The following is a 25,686-nucleotide window of genomic DNA, read 5'->3' on the forward strand; positions in this document are numbered from 1 at the left end:
GAATGCTCAAGCAAATAACCCTAGTTACTAAAAGCATTTAGAATCCTTATTATTTACAAAAAAAGTTCATAAACATTGTAATTACTCCAGCGTTACAAAAATCTATAAATAAACTTCCAACTAACGGAACTATAAAAAACGCTCTTGGAGCAATCCCATATTTTGCTGTCATAGCCCCCATGTTTGCCATTGCATTTGGTGTAGCGCCCATACCAAATCCACAATTACCAGAGGCCATTACCGCTGCATCATAATCTCTTCCCATAACATTAAACGTTATGAAATATACAAATAACCCCATTAAAATGGTCTGAGCAAATAACATTACTATTAGAGGTAAAGCCAAATCTGCTAATTGCCATAATTTCAATCCCATTAACGCCATAGATAAGAATAAAGATAATGAAATACCCCCTATGACATCGATTTCATCTATATGGATTCTATATGCATTTGTAGAATCAGATATATTTCTAAGAATTGCAGCTGCAAACATAGCACCAATGTATGGTGGAAAAGTTATCCCTGTTTTTTCTAGAAGTGTTGATATAATTGTACCTAGCCCCATAGCTAATAAAATCTGAGATACAGCTCCCATAAACTTCTCGGGAATTAGATGTTTTACAGTGTCTTCTTTGGTTGTTGCTGCCTCTTCATGCACCTTTGAATTAACCGTTTTCATAGGATATGAAAGATTATTTTTTTCAATTAATTTTTTCCCTATAGGCCCTCCAATAACGCTGCCCATAATTAAGCCAAAGGTTGCTGATGCCATTGCTACCGTGGTAGCACCTACTGCACCTGCTTTTTCAAATATTGGACCAAAGGCACCTGCAGTTCCATGTCCACCTACCATAGGTACTGATGCCGTTGAAAGACCTATAAGTGGATTTAGACCAAACATCTTAGCAAGTGCAACTCCTGTAATATCTTGAAGAACTACAATTACGACGGATAATCCTAAAAAAATAAAAACTCCTTTTCCACCTTTTTTTAGTAATTTAAGACTTGCAGTAAACCCGATAGTTGTAAAGAACGCTGTCATAAATAATTTTTGTAGCGTTATATCCATATCAAAAACCAATATATTACTTACTTTTAGTAGCAATGTGATTATTGCAAAAATCAATCCTCCGATTACTGGTGCTGGTATGCAATACTTTTCTAAAAAAGTCAACTTGTTTTTAATTTTTTGTCCTGTAAATAGAACGATAACTGCCACTGCGACTGCTTGAATCATATCTAATTTAAAATTCATTTCTTGTACCTCCTGATAATGTTTTTGTTATATACTATATATTATAAGCAAATTATACAAATAACTACACAAAACTACGAACTCTTGCACAAATAAATTAACTTTTTATATTATTAGTATTTTTTTGTTATCTATAGGACTATGTTTTGAATACTATGAGCTTAATTTGGTAATAATGCTTTCAATAAATTTTTTTGTATTTATTTTGCCGGGCTCATTTGTATTATTGTTTATATGTCTCATTTCCTGCCTTACTTGCTTGAAGTCAAATAATAATGTGCTATATTCCATAAAAATACTACTACTATAATCATCACAACCGATCTCTGCTATAGTTTTTAAGGCCTTTTGAATAGTTCTCCTAATCCTCTGTTCTAATGCCTTTTTATTTATGTTTACATCTCCATATTCCTCCTGTGCGATTTCACTGTATATTTTTTGTAGCTGATATGTAGATGATGGATTCCTTTTTTTAAAATCTATTATTTTATGTATAATTTTTATTAGCTCATTACTCCCTACAGCACCTGTAATACCTATATCGGCAAAAATATTAGTTATTTGATCATCCAAAAATAATTCCTTTGTTATACTTTTATCATTATTTAAGCTTGATACTGCACTTTTTATAAGTGCTAACGAATTTTCAAGCTCAATATTATGACATATCCCTCTTATAACATTAGTAACTTCTATACTGTTTATAGGTTTACTTATAAAAAAAATTATTCCATTTTCATAGGCTTTTGATACCAATAACTCATCCTCAACTTGAGATATCATAATAAACTTACCATTATACCCTTTCTTCTTAGCATCCTTAATTATTTCAATTCCATCCATTGTAGGTAACAAAAAATCAATAAGCACTATATCCGGGCTATAGAATATAATGTCTTGCGCAGCATCTTCACCACTATCTATTTCACAAATAACTTTTCCAAGGTTATTTTTCTTTATTAAAAGGCCTAGCATTTTTCTAATATTAACATCGTCATCAATAATCAAAAAACTTTTTCCCACAGTTATCCTCCATTCAATGAGTTCTTAGGTATTTTCAATATAAATGTAGTACCCGTCACTCTATCTGATTTTACCTCTATATCTCCTCCTAAGTCTTCAATAATATTTTTCACATGTGAAAGTCCGATACCCGTAGATGCTTTTCCTGTTATATTATCATACTTTGTAGTAAACCCTGGATTAAAAATATAAGGAAGAATCTCTTCATCAATTCCATTCCCTGTATCAGTTACTTCAAAATATATATTACCTTCATCTTCTTTTTCAGATATTTTAATGAACCCTCCATTTTCACAGTCATCTATACTGTTAATTATTAAATTATTAAGAATAATAAATAAATTATAATAAGCCCTAATAGTAAAATCATTTTTAAACTGGAATGCTATTATTATTTCTTTATTGCCTTCTTTTATATATCTGCTTGTATTATCATTAATAATAGTAAAAATACTTGAGAGTGTCATTTCATCTTGATTTTCAAAATTATCTATAAGTGATTCAAATCCTTTTAAAATTCTATAATGATCTTTTTTTATTTCATGTACCTCTCTTGCGATGTCCAACGTTTTTTCTCTTAAATCATCATTATACTTGTAAGTCTCATATAAACAATAGCTTTTTGACATCACCTTTTCAATATCTTTCATAGACTTCTTTAAATAAAACATTTCTGCATGTATATTCGAAATTAATAAATTGAGCTCTGTATATCTCTTCTGATGTTCACTATTTATGATAAATAATTTTTGTTTATTATAAGTGAGGTAAACAAGGTAAGATAAAACCGCCCTAATAAATCCTGCCAAAAATATGATTCTTATAATATATAAATTAATGCCATTTCGCATCATAGCTTCAAATATGTTACTTATCGAATCTATTAATGTTAATAATAAAATTGTATTAACTATACGGTCTTTATATTTTCTAACTTTAGTAAGCTTAATAAAAGCACCATAGATTAAATAATATACTAGCGAAGGAAAATTAGAAGCTATTATATCTATAATTCCATACTGTGATAATACTATTCCAAAAATATTCCTCATTACGAATATTATTAAGCCACATAAAAACGCCATTTTCACTTCTGACATATCGTCCATTATAAGTATGCTTAAGTTGAAAATAATTACCCCTACTGAAAATTTCAGTTGACTTTCTAATGGGTAAAAATATATTTCTGCGAATAGAGATACAATTAATGATATGACGATATATTTCTTTGTCTTTAGCATATATCCCTCCAAACAGGTAACTATTATAACCGATTACGATATTCCGTTAAATCATCTTCTGCGAAGCTGTAATATTAACGACTTCATAAGGAGATTTAGTCTCCACTGAAGTTTTCTCTTTATTATAGTATATAACCCCCTATTATAGAAGAGGGAGACTTTCCTTCTGAAATGTCGTTAAAGTACTCAAATATTCCTCTACAGAATTAAAGAATACAGTTACGGCTAGCAAGTCTGCTGATCCTCCCGGACTTATGTTGCTTTTTATAAATTCTTTGTCCAGTTCTTCTACTGCCGTTTTACCACTTTCTGTAGCCATTCCGCCTAAAGAAATTATATGAATTGCCTTTTTCTTTACTTCTTTTAACGTATCCATCGAATGTCTGTGAAGAACATTCGAATCCTCACAATGTTGCATAATGGATATGAGAGTATGTATTAATCTATTATTTAATTTTTGAGCCTTATTTTCCTTATATACTCCAAGCGAATAATCAAATACTAGTGGTATACCCCTCTCTACTTGCCCCCTTATTCCTTCTACATGATATTTTAAAAATAATTTTTCTCCATAGCTTGTGGCTTTATCTTTATTCATATAAAATAATTCATCCTGAACAATCCCTCTAGTCATTTGCTTTATTATATTTTGAATTTCCCCAAAACTTTTCTTATCATACATCACTTTGGTCACGGCTGCACAACTTATACCTAAGAGAAAAATCATACCTTTATGAGTGTTTACACCCTCGGTAGCCTTAAACATCTCTTTTTCGGCTTCTATTCCTATATTTCGAATAGCCTTAAATATTTCATTGGGAGTTCTCTTTGAATATCCTTCCTGCGCAAACAATACCATATACTTACTTAGAGCCGAGGTGCTTTTAATAAAAGAATAGTGATCCATATCTATATGGGCCCCTTTTGATATAGATGACACTAACCCAGGTGACGGATATGCCGCCACTTCACATAGCATTGCTTCAATTGCGTACCCTGCTATAACAAACGCTTCATGGGATATTAAATATTTATTATTCATAAAATTTCTCCCCATATTCTGCAAATCTACTTTTAATAAATCCCTCAACTTCTTCTTTGTTGTGTTTTTTGCTTCTTACACAATTATGAGCTACGTCTTCACAGATATAGCATTTTCTCATATCTAACCCGAAATCCCTTCTACTAATACTTCTACCTTTTTCATCATATACATCTAAGTCTACACATCTTCCTAAAATGTGATTATCTTCTAAATTAAGTGTCATCGATTTAATGTCCCTTGCTTTCTTATTTATGCACATAATCACAATGGGACCTTCTGCAGTTGTAACTATTTTTTTATAATTAATAGAATCAGAAAGTATTTTACAAATTATTTGATCCATTATCACAGTTATTTCTTGTGAGTAATGATTATCCTTGTTTATGCCTGGATAGTTAACCCTAACAACCAATATTGGCATTTTGTATCTCTTCACTAGTTCTTCTTGATATTCAATTCTTTTTTCTCTTGCTAGCAATATATCTTCTGCTGTATACATATCGTAATTAATGCGGAGAATCGCTGAGCCTTATTTTCCGCATTATCTCCTTCCCTACCAAAGTATTTAAAAATTCCCACGTTGAACTAGGTACAATATGTTCAATATGGCTTATTTGGTCTTCCTTAATTAATTTTCTAACCTTTGAAGCACTGATAATGTCTCCCATAAGAGCTTTTCTTTTTACCTCTACAACTTCTACCCCATAGGTGGGTAGTATTTCCTTTAAAGCCTCATTATAAGAATTTGTAACGATGCAATAAGGCTCTTCTCCTATATATCTCTTAGTTATATTTAAAGTTTCACAAAAATATCTTCCAAAAATCGATGCATCGAGTGTTGTATATGCCTTTAGTATTACATCTTCTTTTCTTAAAAAATAGGATGGAAAAGTAGCCTCCGAAATAATATATTCTCCCCCTTTAATCACCCGTACATTATGTAAATGGGAAACACCTTCTTTAACCATAGCATATCTATAGATAAATGGGAATGAAGATTTATCTTCTTCAACTATAAATACCAGGACTTCTGTGCTTTGCCTCGCAGCCTCTTCTATTAAATACTTATGTCCTAATGTGAAAGGATTACAATTCATAACGATTGCTGACTTGCGAGTATTTGCATCTATATCGTATTCCTTTTTCATATCATTTAAATACTTTTTTATATCATATATTCCACTTTCAAGTAGAGCTACATTTTCTATTTTATGTATAAGTTTGTACCCAAGTGACGTAAATATATCTGTGTTTTCTACCTTAGTAAATATAAAACTATGATAAATTCCTTCTTCAAAAAGCTTATCCGATAATGCTCCCATCAATATAGCGGATACCCCTTCTCCTCTTAAATCATCTGAAACTGCAAAACATTTAAACACGTTTTTTGACTTAGAGCAAGTTGCTTTAATCTCTTCATTTTTTCTAATAACAATGGTATAATCCACATTATCATCCAGTAGTAGCTCAAATGTTTGCAAAAAATCTTTTACTTTCTTTACCTCATCTTCATCCTTTAGATTAATTTTTTCAGCGTTAAATCCATACATAGAAATCCTCCTTATGAAAGCTTCTGGCACACCCTAAGACCTATTATTGCTACACTCTATTATATCTTTATTGCGCAATAAAATCCAATATATATAGTTTTACCATTTCACCATTTAATATAATCGAGTAGGAGCTAAATAATTAGTTTATTTAGCGACCTCTCACACCACCGTACATACCGTTCGGTACACGGCGGTTCAATAAGAATTAATGTTTTAATAAATATGTCTCAGATATAGAAACTAATCCTATATTTTTAAGGTATTTATTGGTCAATGTTTTGTTTAATATAGGGCTATTGGATGTTCTCCAATAGCTCTTCCTTGTGTTTGTATATTGCCAGGCTTTATTCTTGTTCAAGCCTAATTTAACAAGGTTTTTATATTTGGTTTTAATCTTTTTCCATTGTTTCCAAAAACACATTCTAATCCTTCGCCTTAACCATTCATCAAGTGTTTTGAGAATGCTTTTAATATCTGCGATAGCAAAATAATTTACCCATCCAACTATCACTTGCTTAAGTTTCATAAATCTATATTCCATGCTCATCGCATTACTTCTTGAAGTTAATTCCTTTAGCTTTGCTTTGAATTTACTTATAGGTTTTTGAGGAACTCTCATTCTGTATTCACCTTTTGCTCGGTAAAACGAAAATCCTAAAAATTTAAGTTTCCAAGATCTATCTACTGTACTCTTTTCTTTATTCACTTTAAGCTTTAATTTTTCCTCAATAAATCTTGTAATACTCTTCATTACTCTATTTGCTGATTTCTCACTTTTAACATATATATTAGCATCATCAGCATACCTACAAAAGTTTAGTCCTCGCTTTGTTAGTTCTACATCAAGTTCATGTAACATTACGTTACTCAATAATGGGGACAAGGGTCCACCTTGAGGTGCTCCTTCTTCAGTATTCATAAATACCCCATTTATCATCACTCCACTTTGTAGATACTTTCGTATCAGAGAGATTACTCTACTATCTTTAATATCTTCCGATAGTATCCTTATTAATTTATCGTGATTTATCGTATCAAAGTATTTAGAAAGGTCTATATTTACTGTCCATGTATGTCCAGCATTAATATATCCCCTACATTTTTCAACAGCTTGCTTTGCACTTCTTAAAGGTCTAAAACCATAGCTATTATCTGAAAATTTGTTTTCATATATTGGTATTAGAACTTGTGAGATTGCTTGTTGAACAACTCTATCTACTACAGTAGGTATTCCAAGTAGTCTTATTCCCCCATCAGGTTTGGGTATTTCCACCCTTCTTACTGCTTGAGGTCTATATCTGTTTTCCAGTAATGATTGCCTTAATTCTTGTCCATGCTCTTTTAGGTGTTGTAGAAGTTCATCTACCGTCAACCCATCAATACCATGACTTCCTTTATTTGCTTTTACTCTTTTATATGCTTTATTCATATTATCTCTCGACGATACTTGTTCGAGTAAATCATTACCGTATCTATTCACATCGTTTCTTCCTTCTTCTGACATAGGAGAAATACTATGCACTTCTACGTTACCTTTAAGTTCCACTTTATTCTCTCGTAGAGAGCCTTCTTTATGAAGTTGTCTGCTTTCATCATATTTCTTCGTATCTTTCAAAATTTCAAAACCTCCTATTGTTCAGTCCTTCCCACGCTAACGCGTTTAGCATGGTACTATGACGTCTGCTGACTTCTGATAGTTCAGCCATACATCACTGTATAGTTTGTTATTTCTAAATTCATATCCACAACTTACCTATCAGATCTCCCCGGGTAAGAACGCAATCTTTCACTCCATCTATCTGCTACATTTACATCGCCTGTTTCGAATAGTTTTGGGCTTCATTTTGTATTGCAAACTTACCCACAAGCATATGCCTTATATGTAGTTTCTGTTCGTCAGACCAGAGTTTCGCCGCCGACTTCCTTCAGATTCCACCTCGCGGTGGACACCCTTGTCTTAAGCTATGCACTTGGCACTATTAACCCGTGCTAGGGACTTTCACCCATTAGATTGCGCCCATGCCGGGCGCACAATAAAATAAAGCTGAAAATTATTATTTTCAGCTTTATCTTATGCCTTATAGTGGTCTTCTAACCACATCAATTACCGAACCATCTCTATATTCTATAACTGCAACTATTTCCTGCGAAAGTTCAATTGCTTTTGGTTTACCTGTCATTTTTTCAGCTATTGCTTTCATCTCTTCAATCGTCATTATAGGAAGATTAGTTTTCTTTAATTTCTCAATTATGTCCGTCCTCTTTGGATTAACGGCTATTCCTCTTTCTGTTACAATAACATCAATACTTTCTCCTGGAGTTGTTACCGTAGTTACACTATCCTTTATAATTGGAAGTCTTGCCTTCGTTAATTGTGTAACAATTATTGTAAGCTTAGCTCCTGCTGCTGTATCACTATGGCCCCCAGAACCACCCATGATAGCCCCATCTGAACCAGTGGTTACATTAACATTAAAATTTGTGTCTATTTCTGTAGCACCTAATATGACTATGTCTAGGTTATTTACAACTGCACCTTTGTTATCTGGATTTCCATACATGGAAGCAGACATTCTTTGATGTTTATGAGTACTTACATAAGATTGTATTGCTTGCAAATCAAAACACTGCACATCAAATAATGATCTAAATAATCCTTCTTTAAACATATCTACAAGATATCCAGTTATTCCACCTGACGCAAAGCTACCAACTATACCATTCTCTTTCATATACTTTCTTAATTCTGCAGCTACAGCTAAAGAAATCCCACCTGCGCCTGTTTGAAATGACATTTCATTTTTAACAAGCCCTGACGCAACCATAACATCACTTGCCATTTTAGCTATTTTAAGTCCCACTGGATCCTTAGTGATTTTTGTAGTACCTGATACTATTCCAGCTGGATCACCAATGGAATCTACCTTTAGAATATAATCTGTATATATTTGACTTATTTCTATAGGGCAAGTAGGGTAAGGTACCAAATTATCTGTTATTGCCACTACCTTATCTGCACACTGCGCATCTGATACTGCATACCCTAGGGCTCCGCAGGCTGATTTTCCATACAATCCATTAATGTTTCCATATGTGTCTGCTGTAGGTGCTGCAATGAAAGCTACGTCTATGTGCAAATCTCCACTTTCTATTGCTCTAGCACGTCCACCATGGGTATGCATTATAATTGGTGTTTTTAATATTCCTCTGGAAATTTCTTGTGCCACAGGACCTGACATATAATTAGTCACTATTTTAGTAATTACACCGTTTTTTATGTGCCCAATTAAAGGCACATTGTTTGGGAACAGAGAGCTTGCTGCTAAGGTAATATTCTTTATTCCTCTTTCTGCAATAGCATCCACCACCAAATTTAATACATGATCTCCATTTCTTAAATGATGATGGAATGAAATTGTCATACCATCTTTTAATGAAACCTTCTCTAAAACTTCCTCTATACTACTTAAAACTTTTTCGTCACTAGGAGTTACAGAGTTTACTTTTACTTCTTTTTTCATTTTAATGCCAACATGTTTAAATTCACCTTCGAAAGGGGTTACTTTTCCATAACCTTCTATATATTCTGGTATTTCTCTACCTAGTATATTTTTCATTACTATCACCTCAATTAACTAATCCACTAAAGTAGCTTAAAAAAAGCTTTTATATAATGCCTAAAAGCTTTGCTAATTCTACTGTGTTTTTAGCTCTATTTATAACTGGAGCATCTACCATTTTCCCATCTAGGGAAAATACTCCTTTTCCTTCTTTTTCTGCTTCTTCCATAGCCTCTAGGACTCTTTTGGCGTATTTTACTTCTTCTGAAGTTGGAGCGTATACAGAATGAATGGTATCAATCTGTCTTGGATTTATTGCTGCTTTACCTGTGAATCCTAGGCTTTTAGCTTTAAACGTATCTTTTGATAATCCCTCAAAATCGTTAGTATCTGTAAATGGAGTATCAATAGAATCCACCTTCATTGCCCTACATGCAATTGCTACTCGATTCCTTGCATAGAAAACTTCTTCTCCTTCTTTGGTTCTTTTTATACCTAAATCTGAAGTTAAGTCCTCTCCTCCAAGTAAAACAGCTACTATCCTATCACAAGATTTTATTATGTTATAAACATTTTCAACTCCATAGGCTGTTTCCACTATTGGAATTAGCTTTATACTTCCCTTTGCAAAACATTCCTGCGCTTCTATGTTTGTAAGTATTTCATTTATATCCTTTAGTTCTTCTTCTGTAGCTTTCGGTATCATCAATGTATCTGGTTTAACTCTTGCAATTATATCAATATCCTTTTGTGCAAATTCAGTAGAAAATGGATTTACCCTAACTACCACTTCTACATTACTATAATCTACATTTTTTATTGCTTCGCTTACCAAAATTCTAGCACTGTCTTTTTCTGTTAGACTTACAGCATCCTCTAAATCTAATATAATTGAGTCTGCGCCTAAAATTCCTGCGTCCTGAAGCATCGCTGGAGTATTACCAGGCATAAATAGCATAGTTCTTCTCAACCTTTTCATATACATCACCTCTTATTGAGCTCTTTTTGTAGCTGTTTCTATTCTAGCTTTTATTGTATAGTTTAATGCACCTTTATCTTGAGCATTTACTATAATATTTTCTACTTTTAATTCCTTAAGTGTATCTAGTATTACTCTTTCTATTTCTTCCCCAAACTGTTTCATAACAATACTTTGAAGATTTATTTCAATACCGCCCTTAGGGTTTGGCATAAGCATTACATATATATCGTTAGATTCCATTGTTCCGGCTTTTGCTGGTTTATTAATTTCCATGGTATCACCTCACACTATAACTTAAATCAAATTTATTTTACACTTTCCAAATAAGCATTTTGTCCTTGTTTATATAGATTGTTACCTTCCCTATCTATTACTACAACTATCGGTAAATCCTCTACTTCAAGTCTTCTTATAGCTTCAGAACCTAAATCCTCATAGGTTACTATTTCTGCTTTTTTTACACATTTACCTATTAGAGCCGCTGTTCCACCAATGGCTGCAAAATATACAGCACCATTTTTAATCATAGAGTCTACAACCTCTTGTGATCTTAATCCCTTACCTATCATTCCCTTTAAGCCTTTTTCTAAAAGCTTTGGAGTGTATGCATCCATTCTATAGCTTGTAGTTGGTCCTGCTGATCCAAGGGCCTTTCCAGGCTTTGCTGGAGTTGGTCCAACATAATATATGACTGAGTCTTTAATATCCATCGGAAGTTTTTCTCCCTTATCTATAAGGTCCACGAGTCTTGCATGAGCTGCATCTCTAGCAGTATATATAACACCAGATAATAGCACACTATCTCCTGCTTTTAAATCTTTAACCTTATCTTGCGTAAGTGGCGTAGTTATTCTTTTCTCCATAACATTTTCCTCCCCTCGTCCTTATTATAACTCTTTACTCGCATGTCTTGCCGCATGACAGTTTATATTTACCGCAACTGGTAGACCCGCTATATGAGTTGGATAGGTTTCAATATTAACAGCTAATGCGGTAGTTCTTCCCCCAAAACCTTGAGGTCCTATACCAAGCTTATTTATTTCCTGCGTAAGCTCTTTTTCAAGTTCTGCATAGAAAGGGTTTGAGTTTGCCTCTTCAGTAGGTCTAATCGCTGCTCTTTTAGCAAGATTAGCTGCCTTATCAAAAGTCCCACCTAATCCTATACCTACAACTATTGGTGGGCATGGGTTAGGACCAGCTTCTTTTACTACTTTTAGAATAAATTCCTTAACCCCTTTAAGACCATCTGAAGGTTTTAACATTTTAATCTGACTCATATTTTCTGAACCAAAACCCTTTGGAGCTACAGTTATTTTAAACCTATCCCCTGGAACTATATCATAATATATAACTGCTGGAGTGTTATCTTTTGTATTTACTCTGTCTATTGGGTCTTTAACTACTGACTTTCTTAAAAATCCATCTTCATATCCTGCTGCTACACCTTTATTAATAGATTCGTAAAGGCTGCCTCCTACTATATGGACATCTTGGCCCATTTCTATGAATACACAAGTCATCCCTGTATCTTGACACATTGGCATTTTTTCATTTTTAGCTATATCTGCATTTATTAAAATCTTATCTAAAACACCTTTAGCTATATCCCAAGTTTCCTCTTCTTTAGCCTTCGTTAATTTATTTCTCATGTCATCAGAAAGATAGTAATTAGCATCTATACATAAATTTCTTACGGTTTTTGTTATTTCAGCCACATTTATTTCTTTCATCGTTACTCTCCTTTTAAATCAATATTTCAATATAGGAAAAGGGGAAAAGGCAGTTTAAATAAACCGCCTCTGAAAATCATCCCATATTTATTATGCTTATTTTTTTCTATTAACTAGAGCTACAACTCTATTCATTTCATTGTTAACTATCATGTAACCTTCATCCACACCCATACCTGGTTTTGCTAAGCATTGATCTGCTCCACAAGCAATAGCTATGTTTGTGCAAACTTCTGCAGATCTGTTAGTTTCGTTACATGTTCCACCACAGTATGCTCCACGGCCCTGTTTTTTGCAGTATAGTATTGATTCAATTATGTTGTTAACTCCACCTAAGTCTGGAGTTTTTATTTGAAGCATGTGGCCTGCTTTCTTATCAGCAAATAATACTACGTCTTCATATGTGTTACACCATTCGTCTGCAACTAGTTCCACATTAATTTTTCTATTATCAAGTTCTGCTGTTAATCCAGCTAATGATTCAACTTGTCTTTCTCTATGCTCAACATCCATAGGTCCTTCTATCCTTAACTTAAATGGTTTTGCAGCTTCTTCGAGTGTTGCTATATAATCTGCCATAGCTTTTATATCATTATTAAAAGCTAGTCCTATTGTTCCATATACATCTATGTGGAATATTGGATTATAATTCTCGCTAGTTCTTATTTTTAATACTCTATTTTTTAACCATTCAACATAAGCGAGTAATTTTTCACCCTTAAGTCCTAATTTTTCTTCTACGTTGTTTATAAGTGCGTGAGGCATTACGTCTGCACCCTTAATTATCATTTTATCTGCACTAGCATATCTATCATCACCTGATTGTGTGAAAATATCAATTCTCTTGATATCTACTCCAGTTTTATATTCATCACGTACAATCTCTGCCATAGTTACTTTTTTAGCTTTTGCTACAGCGTCTAGAATAGCTTGAGTTATTCCGTATCTCATTGCTGTATGAAGTCTTTTACCGTTAACTAACATATGATCAAACTCTTCTGCAAGTGCTTTAAAGCTTTCTAATTCTCTACCTATTAACTTTGGTGCTATTTCTTTTTCTATAATTGGTATAAAATCTTTTGCAAGGAATAATGGATCTCTTCCACCTGCTCCTGAATATTGTACTGCTGCACAGTCTCCGTAAGCTACTTGACCATCTTCAAGTATAATCATTACTGATATTGATTCTCCCGCTTGTCTAATTGATGTAAATCCTTCTGTTACTGGCGCACCTACATATGTAAATCCATCATGGTCTGCACCTTTTTTTATAGCTCTTTGGTCGTCAAAATAAAATCCTGTTCTTCCTGTTGAACACACTACATCAATAATTTTCATAATATACACCTGTCCTTCTATAAATTTTTGTAACTTTGAATCATCTATACATTTATTTATTCTGTGGTCTTCCTATAAGTACACCTTTTCCTACTGCAAATATATCATCTATAGTCATTTGAAAGCTTATACCCCTGTTTTCAAATTTTGCTCTATCTTCAAGTTTTTTCATATTGAAATTTTTCAATTCTTGTGTAAATGGTAGATTCCCAAATTTCAGGTATCTTATTGCTCCATTATTATCTCTTGCAGGCATCATTTTACCAGCATTATATTTACTTGGTGCAAATGGTACATCAATAATCCCCATTTCAAATCCTTTAACTGTCGCTATAGCTAAATCGCCTTTTCCGATTTCATACATCTTATCTAACATACACTTTGTTTCAGCCTTTATTACTTCTATCTCTGTTTGCAACTCTTTAGACATAGGCATCCTTTGGCCTTTTAATAAGTTTAAAGTCATCTTTGTACATCTTATTCCCATAGCATTAGCTTCTTTAGTAGGAATCCCTATAGCCTCATGAGGAGTTTTAACTATTACTTTTGTTGCTCCTGCAAGTGCAGCTGTTGCAGCTCCCGTAGCTATAACTCCAAAAGCTTTCGCTTCATCTTCAGGGAAGCCTCCCATCCATTGATGTAATACTGTGGTTAAATATATATCTTTATATCCATTAGCTTTTAAGTATTCGTCGCATTGCTCTTCTAATGCTCTTATAGCTGCAACATCTTGTATTAAATTTCCACACTGACCATATCCAACTGTAATATTTTTAACTCCTTGCTCTGCAGCAAGTAAAGCTTCAATTATTGCAATTGCATTTGACGTACTAGGTGGCACTAAAGTTCCTGTTAATGGTCCAAAAGGCTCTCTATTAAATGAGACTCCTTGTTCTTCATAAAAGCCAACAAGTCTATCACAATATTGCCAATCTAAAACTGATTTTGCTAAAGTTACATTTTTAGCATATGGAATATTGTAAGAAATACCGCCTCCTTCATTTGAAGTCCAACCTGAAGCATGAGTGATTTCAGCTAATAATCTTCCATCTGGAGTTCCGTGTCTTGCTTGCAATGGAGAATTTACAGCTTCAAAAACTTTTCTACCACCTTTAACTCCATGATTAACTCCTGGGAATCCGTTTAGTAAAGATCTTCCTGCCTTTAAACTTTCTTGTATTCCAATTTCACATTCATCATATCTATTCAGTCTTGTATAACTATCTATTGTAGTTGGCAGTAAATCTGCTCCGCCTTGTTCCTCTAAGTGTTTTAATAATTCGATATGCTTATCAATTAACGCAACACCTGCTCTTGGTTGTGCGAGTGTTACTCCTTCTTCTTTAGCTTTTATTAATTTTTTTGCAAAGTCCTTATGCTCTGGAATTCTCTTGTTATATTCTACAGCTTCTTTTAAATCTACCTCTTTACCTGTTGGCCATTGACTTACTACTTCTTTTCTAACCTCAAAGAACTCTTCATCCGTCCATTTTTTATTTCTTAATTCCACTGAAATTACCTCCTAATTAATTATACTTTTACTAAATACTTTTTCATGATTCTAACAGCTTTGTCTGGGTAATCTTGAGACAATAAACCCATTGCAGATAATATATAAGTTTTATCAATCAAATACATTGCATCCCGCGGCTTTAAATACGTTGGATTCTCTGCACTAAAGGCTCCCGCTTTTAAGATTCCTTGTGGATTATCACTATGTATTAATGCTCCACCTGTACCTATCATATACTTTACTTCCATAAGATCTTTTCCTGTTTGAGTGTACATAGCTCCCATAGGAGTGTTTGTGTGTTCTATAGTACCTACATGTCTTTCCATAGATATATCTGTGGCTACTTTCGCCATAGCCTCATCAAATTCTATTTCTTCCTTAGTTGTAGGAACCATTTTTATATGCTCTATTCTATATTTACAATTTGCTTCAATATCAATTTTTCTTTCTGTGTCCCCTAAGTACTTTCTGATTTTTCTGCTACCGGCCGCTTCCCTCAAAGAAACTGCAGAGTATCTCATACCAAGGTCACCTTCGACAGTTCTTTTTGCAAAAGGTTCTTCTAGGCCTCTTATTGAAACGCCAGACTTTGTAGGTTCTCCCTCTGCTATAGAATGTACATCCGTTGTTGCTCCACCAATGTCGATAATTATTAAATCTCCTAGACCTTTTTCTTCATCACTGCCTTCACTAAGTATCGTAGCTGCCTTTAGAACGGCCGCTGGTGTTGGCATTAAAATGCCCTTCACTAAATCTTCTGCATTACTTAGCCCTTTAGCGTCAATAATTTTTTCCATAAAGACTTTTCTAATTTCTTCTCTAGCCGGCTCTACATTTAGTTTACTCAAAGTTGGCATTACATTTTTAGTAATGCTAAAATACATTTTAGCGTCAGTGAGTATTTGTCTTATTTCATCACTTGCTACTTTATTCCCAGCTACTACTATTGGTAATTCAACTCCATTGTCAGCTAACATTTTTGCATTGTGTATAATGCATTCCTTATTGCCACCATTAGTTCCACCTGCAAGAAGTATTATATCTAAGTCTGAATTTTTAATTTCTTCAATTTCAGTCAATGTTAATTCATAGCTATATACTTTTAATACTCTAGCTCCAGCTCCAAGTGCTGCTCTTTTAGCAGCTTCTGCAGTTAGATCTGGCACTAGTCCAATGGCTATCATCTTAAGGCCTCCCGCGGCTGAGGAGCATGCTAATTTATTAATAAGATTAGCATTTTTGTCTTTTAATATTGGTTCTATTTTTGCATAGGCTTTTTCATAACCGATCATTATATTGTCTTCAATTGTCGTTATGTCCTTAGCCGTAGCAATTATTTCTTCTTTTGCTATATCTACAACAGTTAATTTCGTATATGTACTTCCAAAATCTACAAGCAAATATGCATCCACTTATATCACTCCTATTGATTTTATAATATTTTCAAATCTTCTTTTAAATCATGTATTGTTGTTTCGAGTGTTGTTCCTGGTGGATATATTCTATCAAATCCCATTGCACTAAATCTACTGTGCACATCTTCCCAATTTTGTTTTCCTACAACTATATTTCCGCCTACAGTAAGTAATATACCCTTTAATCCTGCTTCATCACATTGTTCCCTCATGCCTCTGCAATCGATTTCTCCTTGTCCATAAAGAGAAGATACTATTATGGCATCTGCATTAGTTTCAACAGCTGCATTTATAAAATCTTCTTGTGGTGAAAGCACTCCTATGTTTATAACATTAAAACCAGCTTCCGTTAAAGCATAATCTAAAATCTTATTACCAACCGCGTGACAATCTGAACCTATTACTCCTAAAATTAAAGTCTTTTTTTCCATTTTTTAAAAGCCTCCTAAATAATTTTTTAACACATTATTTTTTGAACTTTATTTCAATAATCTTTGACTTAAGCGCTTTTACTGAACCCTCATCTAGACTATATAGAAATTCAATTATTTCCTTATTGCTGGGATTTTTACTTTTAACATCTTTATATCTGCCTGGTGATACTATCATCACATCTGATTCTCGAATTATATCTTTAAGTTCATTATCATCAGTAGTATTTGAGAATTTTATATTGGCATCAGCTAATCCTGCCTTTTCTAAAGCTCCTTTTATTTTAAAAATAAATTCTTCAGAGATACATACAAATCCAAATTTTGTATTCTCACCATATCTAGCTATTTTAACTATTGGTTCTAAATTTGGAGTAATTGCAACACCTAAAATCTCCTTATTAAGCCCCTCAGTTAAATTTGTAACTTCATTAATGTGATTAAATGTGGTTATTATAAACTCAGCACTTTCAATCTTATCTTTAGTTAGCTTGTCCATCTTTCGTAAATCATTTACCATTAAGAACATTACATCCATATTACTATTTTTACTAAGTTGCTTACTAAACATCTTAGCTTGTTCTATGTTGCACTCTATATATATTGCTATTACTTTATCCATTATTTGTTTTTTTTCATTTACCCTTTGATTTACTAAATCTAGAAATTCTTCTGGTTTCATTCCAATTTCTAGAGCTTCCTCTAATCCTAAATCAATGAATTTCATTATTTTATTTTCAATATCGAGATTTTCCCAAGATATAGATTCTTCAACTACGAAAGTTCCCTTTCCTTGATAGGATTTTAACGCCCCATCTTGTTCCAAGTCGTTATATGCAGTGCTTACAGTGTTTCTACTTACTTTTAATCTCGCAGACAATTCTCTTTCTGTAGGCATTTTTCTTCCAACCTTAAGAGTTCCTTTTTTTATTTCATCCATAATTTGTTTTTTAACTTGAATATAAAGCGGTATTCCATTTTTTTTGTTTATTTCGATATTAATAAAAATTCCTCCTAAAGCATATTGGATTAATGGACTAATCCATTACAAGATTTATTATACTATATGGACCAATCCACTTCAATCGTTGTTTTACGAGCATTTAGTTGCGTTTTCCGTATTTTAGAGCAATTAGACACAATTATCTAACTTGTTCTTAGATTTAATACTATTTCCATGTAAACGTAACACTATTCGTCTGTAAACGTAATAAAATACTATATCTAACTTTTTATATAATTTATTCTTATTTCTTTTTTTTAATAAGCATGATCTATTTGGGCAAAATAAATATTAAGGAGTTGATAATATGAATAGTGAAAACATTAAAAATTTGAATTCTATTCTGGAAGGCGAATACATGGCTGTTAACAGTTTTGATGACCTAATTGAGCATGCTAATGATGCTAATACCAAAAGTGAACTACAAAAAATACAACAAATTCATAAGCAACATACCACCCAAATTTCTACTAAAATACAGGATCTTGGTGGTAATCCATCAAATGGTATAGGAATCCAAGGTGTCGTAGCAGAAACTATATCAAATATAAAACATATTGGCACTACTGATACTGCTAGTTATCTTAAAGAAGCAGTCCAAGGAGAATACATGGGAATAAAATTTGTTAATGAATTACTTGCTGGTAGTGATGCTCATAACAACTTTGAACTATTAAACACTATCATAACCGAATATCAAAATAATATTAATTCAATAAATAATCTTATTAATACTTCAAACGATGTATAGTAATATTACAAAAAAATAAAATTGGCCTAATATACACTTAGTCCAATATTTCATATTAATAATATAATAGCAGAATTTAATTAGACTTTTTAAGATGACTTCTGCATTTTTTAGTAAATAACAAAAGGAGCACAATTGTGCTCCTTTTCAGGTTGTTTACAAACCCAGTATAATTTTTTTATTATACTGGGCTTTTTACATGCAATTATGCGATAGCATTTTGAGTTATGGATAAATTTAAAATAACAACTATGTTCTTAGTTAGAAAATCAAAAAACCTTAAAGATAGCAGGCTAGCTATCTTTTTCATATTCTGCACTGCTGCTGTAAGCAGACACTGCTCTTGCACATTTTCTAATCCACGCATATGGCAATAGCGAAGCCCATGCAGTTGTTTTGAATCTGCGAAGCTTCGCTCTATAGTTTCTTTTCTTCTTCTATATATATTTCTGCCTTTATCTGTTCTGGTGAACTTTACAACATCTTCTTTATACGTTTCCCAAACATGTCTTCTAATAGTTTTAAACTTGCTTTTTGCAGAAAAGCATTGAGCTCTGTTTGGACATATGTCGCAATATTTTGCATTACCAACATATTCTTTATATCCTTCTCTTGTTGTTGTTTTATAATGTAAAGCCCTTAAGTCAGGGCATACGTAAATGTCCTGCTCTTTAACATATTGGAATTTATTTTTTGTGTACATTCCTTTTGTATGTGGAGACCTACGGTATCCCATTACAGATTTTAATTCCCTCTCATATAGTTTTTTACATATAAGATTTGTAGCATAACCAGCATCTGCACCAACATATTTTGTATTAAAATTAAACTTTTTTATTTGCACATCTAATCTATCGATATAAGGATCAACATCATTTATGTTTCCAGGAGTAACATACACATCAGTAACATACACATCAGTAATTATATTATGTCTGCTATCGACAGTTCTGTGATCTAAATATGAGAAGCCTTCCGGCTTGCCATCTCTCATCATATATCCACTGTCGGGGTCGGTTGTGCTAACTTTAGTTTCTTTTATTTTGGTAACAGGTTCTTTTTCTTTTAAAGGTTTTTTACCATGGTTTATTCTATCTTCTTCCACTGCTTTATTAAGTTCAGCTACATATTCTTTCGGCGTTTTTTCAACTTCAATTTTCACAAGCTTTCGCTTATTAGCATTTGCTTTTAGGTGTGTAGAATCTGTGTAAAGTATTTTACCGGTTACCATCTTAAGATTTATAGCCTTAAATACTACTTCGTCAAATATTTTTTGAAACACATCTGTTCCTTTAAATCGTCTACGTCTATTTTGGCTAATTGTTGAATGATCTGGAATAGTATCAGTAAGACTTAGCCCTAGGAACCATCTATAAGCCACATTTACTTCAATTTCCTTTACAAGTTGTCGTTCAGATTTTATTCCAAATAAGTACCCAATAAACAGCATTTTAAAAAGTAGAATGGGATCTACGCCAGGTCTTCCATTATCTAAGCAGTAATATTTTTTAGTCAGTTCTCTTATAAAAGAGAAATCCATGTATTTATCTATATTTCTCAAAATATGGTCTTTAGGAACTAAATCTTCTAAATACACCATTTCTAGTTTTTGTTGTGTGAAGTTTTTTTCATTAATCATAATAATGCCCTCCGAATTATAAAGTTTGTATACTATATATATTCGACATTGATGTCCTAAAATCCTTTTTGAATATGAAAAAAACACTCCAATTTTAAATTAGAGTGTTTTACATTTTATGTTTGTCAACGGTCTGGAAAAGGAGCACAATTGTGCTCCTTTTTCTTTATTGGTGATGATGTTCACCGTGATGATTACATACTACATTTTTATCTTCTAACGTTCCATTAATATATTCCTCTATAACCTTTTTATATTCTCCAGATGCTCCTTTTATCACTTCAAGGCCATTCTGCTGTAGACCGCTAATTGCTCCCCCACCAATTCCTCCAGTAATAACTACTGTAGCTCCGTGCTTTGTAAGTAGGTCTGCCAAGCCTTGATGCTGATGTGCAAGCTCTACTGCAGATATTTCTTCAATGTTTACTATCTTTTTGTCCTCTACTGTCGCAATTACGAAACTTTTGCTCATTCCAAAATGTTGATTTACCATACTGCCATTACTAGGTATTGCTATTTTCATATCGTTCACCTCCATTTCTATTTTTTTATATTATTAATAATTTTATTAATAATATTTTCGGCTATTTCTGATAATTCAGGATTTAGGTTGTATTCTCCCTTGTTAGAAATATTAACAATTTCTCTACACATCGGAATTTCGCCAAGCAAATCTAGGTCATTTTTATTTAAGAATTCATCTATGTTATGTGATTCAAAGATTTTTATTTTCTCACTGCATCCTGGACAAATAATATAACTCATATTTTCTATTAATCCTAATATATTTATATTAAGTTTACGGGCCATATTGATTGCTTTCCCAACAATCATAGACACTAAATCCTGTGGCGTTGAAATCATTACTATACCTGTAATTGGTATTGATTGCATTACCGTCAAAGCAACATCTCCTGTGCCAGGAGGCATATCTATAATTAAATAATCAAGCTCTCCCCATATAACGTCAGTCCAAAACTGCTTAACAACCCCAGAAATTGCGGGCCCCCTCCAAATAACTGGATCCTCTTCATTCTCCACAAGAAAGTTCATTGAAATAACATCAATACCCTCAACTGTTCTAACTGGTATAATACCCGCTTCACTCATTACAGGTTTAACATCTTTAATACCTAACAACCTTGGTATACTTGGGCCTGTAATATCCGAATCCATAAGACCGACCTTATAACCTTTTTTATTAAGTTCATGCGCAATAAGAGCAGATATTGTTGATTTACCCACGCCGCCTTTACCACTCATGACGCCGATAATGTTTTTAACTTTGTTTAATGGATTGTTTTCTATGCTACATGTATCTTTATTATCACACTCACCATTTGATGGGCAACTTTTACAATCAGCCATGCATTATCACCTCGCTTTTTATTTGTCATATGCCATTTATATTATAATACTATTATTTATTGTTGTCAAATGCCAATAAACATAGATTTGTTTTAAGTAAAAACTTATAAAACTATTTATCATCTGTTGTCTGTTTATTACATTGTCCATGACAAAAACTGCTTCTTTTATTACAAGTAACTTGCTGCGAAGCACATGATGGACAAATTTTTCTATCTTCTTCATACTTTATTTCATAGGTATAACCGCAGGATGCACATTTGAATTGACATATATTCCTCGTATAGTTTCCACCACTTATATTTATTGCTTTTCCCTCTATTAAAGCTATAGCAATCTTTTTTCGTGCGCTATCAATTATATTTTGAAAAGTTTGTCTTGAAACTAGCATTCTCTTTGCACATTCTTCCTGATTTAGTTCTTCAACATCTTTAAGCCTCATGGCTTCAAACTCTTCAACCTTTATAATTATTTCTTCAATTTCACATTTCCTTCTACCTGCAGGTACAAAGTATGTATATTGCGGTAGATTTTCCACCCTTCTATCCTTAACTGGTCTTGCCATTAATATTCTCCTTATTTCATATACTTTTTTAAGTTCTTAAATGTTCTTAATTGGTGGCATATGCTAATAAATTTTACATCCTTTTGCCATTAATGTCAAATAACAATATTTAATATATATTTTTTTTCTTAACATGTTGAAGATACAATTAAAATACGAATATTTATAGGTTGAAATTACAATTAGTATAATTAAAAAAAGTATGATCATAAAAATAAAATGTATCTTATATGATAGACACTTTTTATATATTATTAAATAAATAGATTTACATTTGAATCTTCAGTTTGGCCTAGGTAATAACCAACTCCACCAATTTTCACTCCATCAATAAGTTCTTCCTTTGTAATTCCCATAACATCCATGGACATTGAGCAGGCTACCACTTCCACTCCACTATCAATCGCTGATTTTATTAAGTCCTCAAGAGAACTTATATTTTTATTCTTCATTACTGATCGAATCATTTTAGCTCCAATTCCCATCATGTTCATTTGTGAAAGTTTAAGTTTCTTACTTCCTCTTGGCATCATAACTCCAAACATTGAATCTATTAAACCTTTTTTTACAGATACTTTTTCAGGTTTCCGTATGATGTTAAGACCCCAGAAGGTAAATAAAATGGTAACTTTACTCCCCATTGCAGCTGCTCCATTTGCGATAATAAATGCCGCAATAGCTTTGTCTAAATCACCACTAAAAACTACCATTGTTTTATTATTTTTTTCCACTGTATCTGAGGAACATGATTTATTTATTTTTGTAAGATTATTATTGTTTTTTTTTATAAATGCGTAAACCATACCTTTTTCTTTTCTTAAATCTATTAATTCATTATTTGTTTTATTACACCAAGATTTAATGTCCTCATAAAATCCAGGGTCAGTTGCTGTTACTTTTAATATTTGATCTTCATTTAAATCGTCAATGCTAGCTTTAACTTGAATTAACGGTCCAGGACAACATAGTCCACAAGCATCGAGAGTTTTATCATAATTATCAACGCTTATAGCCACTTCATCCTTTATAACTTGAGTATCTGGATCTAAACTCTGATTTTTGGGTATATCCCTAATTTTAGCTTTATTTGGTTTAAAATTTAAACTTGAAGCTGATTTATATCCCCCAGTTAAGTTCTTAACCTTAAATTGTTTTTGAGCTAAAATTCTTGCAGCTACGTACCCTCTTAATCCTACCTGACAATACTCAATAATTTCTTTGTTTGTGTCAAGTTCACCAATTCTTTCTCTTAAACTATCTACAGGAATATTTATAGCACCTTCAATATGTCCATTATTAAATTCCATTTCAGTACGAACATCTAATACCGTAACATTTTCTTTATCGTAGTCTATAAACTGATCTGTGGTTAATACATCCACTCTTCCTGCTAACACATTTTCAGCGACAAACCCGGCCATATTTACTGGATCCTTAGCAGATGAGAAAGGTGGTGCATATGAAAGTTCTAACTCAGTTAAATCAGTTACTGTTCCACCAAGTCTAATAACTGTAGCAAGTACATCTATTCTCTTGTCCACTCCATCATACCCTACACCTTGAGCTCCGAGTATTTTACCTTCATCATTAAAAATAAGTTTTAATGTCATTGAAAGAGCTGCTGGATAATAGGAAGCATGACTCGCAGGGTGTACAAATATAACTTTATAAGGGATATTAAGTCTTGTTAAAGTTCTTTCATTATTACCTGTACTTGCAGCTGTTAAACCAAATACCTTTATAATTGAAGTACCCTGAGTTCCCTTATATGTAGTTTTTAAACCAGCTATATTATCGGCTGCTATTCTACCTTGCTTATTTGCAGGACCAGCTAGTGGTATTGCAGTATTTGTTTTGTTTATAAAATCTACAACTTCAATAGCATCACCTACTGCAAATACCCCCTCTGCACTAGTTTCCATTTTATTATTTACTAATATATGACCCTTAGCGCCTACTTTAATACCAGCTTCTTTCGCAAATCCAGTATCAGGAAATACGCCTATTGCCAATATAATCATATCAGCGCTTAATTTTGCACCACTATTTAAAGTTATTTCAACACCATCTTCAGTATCTTTAAAGGCTTTAACTCCATCATTCAAAATTATTTCTACACCGTTATCTGAAATTTCTTTTTCGACGGTTACAACAATATCCGTGTCAAAAGGAGCCATTATATGAGGTGCTGCTTCTACTAGAGTAACCTTAAGACCTCTTTCTTTTAAGTTTTCAGCCATTTCCACACCAACATATCCTCCACCAATAACTACCGCACTATTAATACCTTTTTTATCCACATATGTTTTAATGTTATCAGTATCTGGTATATTTCTTAAAGTAAATATTCTTTTATTGTTTATACCTTCGATATTAGGTTTAATTGCTTTTGCTCCTGGTGATAACACTAAATAATCATAACTTTCTTCATAAGTGCCTTTAGCCTTACTATTAACTGTTACAACCTTTTTGCCCGTGTTAATGGAAGTTACCTCACTGTTATTTCTTACATCTATGTTAAATCTAGCTTTCATACTCTCAGGTGTTTGTACTAAAAGCTTATCTCTTTCTTTTATTACCTCACCAATATAATAAGGTAGCCCACAATTTGCAAAAGAAATGTATTCATCTCTCTCAAACATAATTATTTCTGCATTTTCATCTAGTCGTCGTAACCTTGCGGCGGCTGAAGCTCCACCAGCTACGCCACCTACAATTAATATTTTTTTTATCACAAATATCCCCCTCTTATTCTTTTAATTGGTTTACTAACTTTATTATTATTTCATCTTTAATTTTATACTTAACATCATGTGGATATTATCCGAGCATCATCTAGTTAGACCGTATCTCCAAGAAGATATTCCACGACCTAGATGGTAAATATTTTTAAAATCATTGTTTTCCAAAATATCCACTGCTCTTGGGCTTCTTCCACCAGATGCACAATAAACTAGTACCGGCCTATCTTTATACTTATCAAATTCAGCAAGTTTCATAGGAAGAATCTGAACTGGAACAAGTTTTGCTCCTTGAATGTGACCATTATCATATTCCTCTTTAGTTCTAACATCTAAAATAATAAGTTCTTTATCACCACTTATAAGCTTATATGCCTCTTCTGCACTGACATTTTTAATTGAATTAAACATAGTTTAAGCCTCCCTAGAAAATTTATATTTATATATTATTATATCTTAATATTACGTTATAATAATACAATAACATATATAAAATAAAAAGCAATAGAAATTTCAAATTTCACTAAGTA

Annotated in this window: 24 protein-coding genes; 1 reads left to right on the forward strand and 23 read right to left on the reverse strand. The window is 32.7% G+C overall.

The window, feature by feature from the left end; genetic code table 11:
- Window positions 1-49: 49 nt before the first annotated feature.
- From gltS to ACWJKP_RS18290, 17 genes are all read right to left on the reverse strand, one after another.
- Window positions 50-1,258, reverse strand: a complete 1,209-nt coding sequence (gene gltS, locus ACWJKP_RS18210; protein WP_165413337.1) for a sodium/glutamate symporter — start codon at window positions 1,256-1,258, stop codon at window positions 50-52.
- A gap of 153 nt (window positions 1,259-1,411) precedes the next feature.
- Window positions 1,412-2,281, reverse strand: coding sequence for a response regulator (locus ACWJKP_RS18215; RefSeq protein WP_165413336.1), 870 nt, complete (start codon window positions 2,279-2,281; stop codon window positions 1,412-1,414).
- Between the two features lie 2 nt (window positions 2,282-2,283).
- Window positions 2,284-3,522, reverse strand: coding sequence for an ATP-binding protein (locus tag ACWJKP_RS18220; protein WP_165413335.1), 1,239 nt, complete (start codon window positions 3,520-3,522; stop codon window positions 2,284-2,286).
- Between the two features lie 142 nt (window positions 3,523-3,664).
- On the reverse strand, window positions 3,665-4,564 hold the full coding sequence (citG, locus tag ACWJKP_RS18225) for a triphosphoribosyl-dephospho-CoA synthase CitG (RefSeq protein WP_187351430.1): 900 nt from the start codon (window positions 4,562-4,564) through the stop codon (window positions 3,665-3,667).
- Window positions 4,557-5,066, reverse strand: a complete 510-nt coding sequence (gene citX / locus ACWJKP_RS18230; protein ID WP_224578728.1) for a citrate lyase holo-[acyl-carrier protein] synthase — start codon at window positions 5,064-5,066, stop codon at window positions 4,557-4,559. Before citX ends, citG begins: the two co-directional genes overlap by 8 nt.
- Before the next feature lie 7 nt (window positions 5,067-5,073).
- On the reverse strand, window positions 5,074-6,117 hold the full coding sequence (gene citC / locus ACWJKP_RS18235) for a [citrate (pro-3S)-lyase] ligase (RefSeq protein ID WP_165413332.1): 1,044 nt from the start codon (window positions 6,115-6,117) through the stop codon (window positions 5,074-5,076).
- 208 nt (window positions 6,118-6,325) lie between these two features.
- Window positions 6,326-7,735 (reverse strand): group II intron reverse transcriptase/maturase, encoded by a 1,410-nt coding sequence (gene ltrA / locus ACWJKP_RS18240; protein ID WP_224578726.1) that lies wholly within the window; start codon window positions 7,733-7,735, stop codon window positions 6,326-6,328.
- Between the two features lie 463 nt (window positions 7,736-8,198).
- Window positions 8,199-9,737 (reverse strand): citrate lyase subunit alpha, encoded by a 1,539-nt coding sequence (citF, locus tag ACWJKP_RS18245; RefSeq protein WP_165414715.1) that lies wholly within the window; start codon window positions 9,735-9,737, stop codon window positions 8,199-8,201.
- Between the two features lie 49 nt (window positions 9,738-9,786).
- The gene (locus tag ACWJKP_RS18250; RefSeq protein WP_165414716.1) at window positions 9,787-10,659 is read right to left on the reverse strand and encodes an HpcH/HpaI aldolase/citrate lyase family protein; all 873 of its coding nucleotides are present in this window, start codon (window positions 10,657-10,659) and stop codon (window positions 9,787-9,789) included.
- A 12-nt stretch (window positions 10,660-10,671) separates the two neighbouring features.
- Complete coding sequence (gene citD / locus ACWJKP_RS18255) at window positions 10,672-10,935, reverse strand: citrate lyase acyl carrier protein (RefSeq protein ID WP_165414717.1); 264 nt, start codon at window positions 10,933-10,935, stop codon at window positions 10,672-10,674.
- A gap of 32 nt (window positions 10,936-10,967) precedes the next feature.
- Window positions 10,968-11,525: a Fe-S-containing hydro-lyase gene (locus ACWJKP_RS18260; RefSeq protein WP_165414718.1), complete on the reverse strand. Its 558-nt coding sequence runs from the start codon at window positions 11,523-11,525 to the stop codon at window positions 10,968-10,970.
- Between the two features lie 24 nt (window positions 11,526-11,549).
- Window positions 11,550-12,392 carry a fumarate hydratase gene (locus ACWJKP_RS18265; protein ID WP_165414719.1) on the reverse strand — a complete coding sequence of 281 codons (843 nt, stop codon included), beginning with the start codon at window positions 12,390-12,392 and terminating at the stop codon, window positions 11,550-11,552.
- A 96-nt stretch (window positions 12,393-12,488) separates the two neighbouring features.
- Complete coding sequence (locus ACWJKP_RS18270) at window positions 12,489-13,730, reverse strand: methylaspartate ammonia-lyase (protein WP_165414720.1); 1,242 nt, start codon at window positions 13,728-13,730, stop codon at window positions 12,489-12,491.
- A gap of 52 nt (window positions 13,731-13,782) precedes the next feature.
- Window positions 13,783-15,240 (reverse strand): methylaspartate mutase subunit E, encoded by a 1,458-nt coding sequence (locus tag ACWJKP_RS18275; protein ID WP_165414721.1) that lies wholly within the window; start codon window positions 15,238-15,240, stop codon window positions 13,783-13,785.
- A 20-nt stretch (window positions 15,241-15,260) separates the two neighbouring features.
- Window positions 15,261-16,655 carry a methylaspartate mutase accessory protein GlmL gene (gene glmL / locus ACWJKP_RS18280; protein ID WP_165414722.1) on the reverse strand — a complete coding sequence of 465 codons (1,395 nt, stop codon included), beginning with the start codon at window positions 16,653-16,655 and terminating at the stop codon, window positions 15,261-15,263.
- A gap of 20 nt (window positions 16,656-16,675) precedes the next feature.
- On the reverse strand, window positions 16,676-17,089 hold the full coding sequence (glmS, locus tag ACWJKP_RS18285) for a methylaspartate mutase subunit S (RefSeq protein WP_216302221.1): 414 nt from the start codon (window positions 17,087-17,089) through the stop codon (window positions 16,676-16,678).
- A 34-nt stretch (window positions 17,090-17,123) separates the two neighbouring features.
- Complete coding sequence (locus tag ACWJKP_RS18290) at window positions 17,124-18,131, reverse strand: GntR family transcriptional regulator (protein WP_309137253.1); 1,008 nt, start codon at window positions 18,129-18,131, stop codon at window positions 17,124-17,126.
- Between the two features lie 268 nt (window positions 18,132-18,399).
- On the opposite strand from ACWJKP_RS18290, the gene ACWJKP_RS18295 reads away from it, so the two are divergent.
- Complete coding sequence (locus ACWJKP_RS18295) at window positions 18,400-18,843, forward strand: DUF2383 domain-containing protein (RefSeq protein ID WP_165414725.1); 444 nt, start codon at window positions 18,400-18,402, stop codon at window positions 18,841-18,843.
- Window positions 18,844-19,048: 205 nt separating this feature from the next.
- On the opposite strand, the gene ACWJKP_RS18300 is transcribed toward ACWJKP_RS18295, so the two are convergent.
- The 6 genes from ACWJKP_RS18300 to ACWJKP_RS18325 form a co-directional block, all read right to left on the reverse strand.
- Window positions 19,049-20,482 carry an IS1182 family transposase gene (locus ACWJKP_RS18300; RefSeq protein WP_224578724.1) on the reverse strand — a complete coding sequence of 478 codons (1,434 nt, stop codon included), beginning with the start codon at window positions 20,480-20,482 and terminating at the stop codon, window positions 19,049-19,051.
- A 166-nt stretch (window positions 20,483-20,648) separates the two neighbouring features.
- Window positions 20,649-21,005: a NifB/NifX family molybdenum-iron cluster-binding protein gene (locus ACWJKP_RS18305; protein WP_165414307.1), complete on the reverse strand. Its 357-nt coding sequence runs from the start codon at window positions 21,003-21,005 to the stop codon at window positions 20,649-20,651.
- A gap of 17 nt (window positions 21,006-21,022) precedes the next feature.
- Window positions 21,023-21,850 carry an Mrp/NBP35 family ATP-binding protein gene (locus ACWJKP_RS18310; RefSeq protein ID WP_165414308.1) on the reverse strand — a complete coding sequence of 276 codons (828 nt, stop codon included), beginning with the start codon at window positions 21,848-21,850 and terminating at the stop codon, window positions 21,023-21,025.
- Window positions 21,851-21,962: 112 nt separating this feature from the next.
- Entirely contained in the window at window positions 21,963-22,415 is a 453-nt protein-coding gene (locus ACWJKP_RS18315; RefSeq protein WP_165414309.1) for a DUF134 domain-containing protein, read from the reverse strand.
- A gap of 254 nt (window positions 22,416-22,669) precedes the next feature.
- Entirely contained in the window at window positions 22,670-25,150 is a 2,481-nt protein-coding gene (locus ACWJKP_RS18320; protein ID WP_165414310.1) for a CoA-disulfide reductase, read from the reverse strand.
- 96 nt (window positions 25,151-25,246) lie between these two features.
- The gene (locus tag ACWJKP_RS18325) at window positions 25,247-25,567 is read right to left on the reverse strand and encodes a rhodanese-like domain-containing protein (protein ID WP_165414311.1); all 321 of its coding nucleotides are present in this window, start codon (window positions 25,565-25,567) and stop codon (window positions 25,247-25,249) included.
- Between the last annotated feature and the right edge of the window lie 119 nt (window positions 25,568-25,686).

It is taken from the genome of Clostridium sp. CM037, assembly GCF_055081095.1.

Excerpts from the sequence above, each read along its gene's own strand:
- gltS (WP_165413337.1), bottom strand. The coding sequence starts at position 1,258 with ATGAATTTTAAATTAGATATGATTCAAGCAGTCGCAGTGGCAGTTATC.
- ACWJKP_RS18220 (WP_165413335.1), bottom strand. The coding sequence starts at position 3,522 with ATGCTAAAGACAAAGAAATATATCGTCATATCATTAATTGTATCTCTA.
- citG (WP_187351430.1), bottom strand. The coding sequence starts at position 4,564 with ATGAATAATAAATATTTAATATCCCATGAAGCGTTTGTTATAGCAGGG.
- citX (WP_224578728.1), bottom strand. The coding sequence starts at position 5,066 with ATGTATACAGCAGAAGATATATTGCTAGCAAGAGAAAAAAGAATTGAA.
- citC (WP_165413332.1), bottom strand. The coding sequence starts at position 6,117 with ATGTATGGATTTAACGCTGAAAAAATTAATCTAAAGGATGAAGATGAG.
- citF (WP_165414715.1), bottom strand. The coding sequence starts at position 9,737 with ATGAAAAATATACTAGGTAGAGAAATACCAGAATATATAGAAGGTTAT.
- ACWJKP_RS18250 (WP_165414716.1), bottom strand. The coding sequence starts at position 10,659 with ATGAAAAGGTTGAGAAGAACTATGCTATTTATGCCTGGTAATACTCCA.
- citD (WP_165414717.1), bottom strand. The coding sequence starts at position 10,935 with ATGGAAATTAATAAACCAGCAAAAGCCGGAACAATGGAATCTAACGAT.
- ACWJKP_RS18260 (WP_165414718.1), bottom strand. The coding sequence starts at position 11,525 with ATGGAGAAAAGAATAACTACGCCACTTACGCAAGATAAGGTTAAAGAT.
- ACWJKP_RS18265 (WP_165414719.1), bottom strand. The coding sequence starts at position 12,392 with ATGAAAGAAATAAATGTGGCTGAAATAACAAAAACCGTAAGAAATTTA.
- ACWJKP_RS18270 (WP_165414720.1), bottom strand. The coding sequence starts at position 13,730 with ATGAAAATTATTGATGTAGTGTGTTCAACAGGAAGAACAGGATTTTAT.
- glmS (WP_216302221.1), bottom strand. The coding sequence starts at position 17,089 with ATGGAAAAAAAGACTTTAATTTTAGGAGTAATAGGTTCAGATTGTCAC.
- ACWJKP_RS18295 (WP_165414725.1), top strand. The coding sequence starts at position 18,400 with ATGAATAGTGAAAACATTAAAAATTTGAATTCTATTCTGGAAGGCGAA.
- ACWJKP_RS18300 (WP_224578724.1), bottom strand. The coding sequence starts at position 20,482 with ATGATTAATGAAAAAAACTTCACACAACAAAAACTAGAAATGGTGTAT.
- ACWJKP_RS18305 (WP_165414307.1), bottom strand. The coding sequence starts at position 21,005 with ATGAAAATAGCAATACCTAGTAATGGCAGTATGGTAAATCAACATTTT.
- ACWJKP_RS18310 (WP_165414308.1), bottom strand. The coding sequence starts at position 21,850 with ATGGCTGATTGTAAAAGTTGCCCATCAAATGGTGAGTGTGATAATAAA.
- ACWJKP_RS18315 (WP_165414309.1), bottom strand. The coding sequence starts at position 22,415 with ATGGCAAGACCAGTTAAGGATAGAAGGGTGGAAAATCTACCGCAATAT.
- ACWJKP_RS18325 (WP_165414311.1), bottom strand. The coding sequence starts at position 25,567 with ATGTTTAATTCAATTAAAAATGTCAGTGCAGAAGAGGCATATAAGCTT.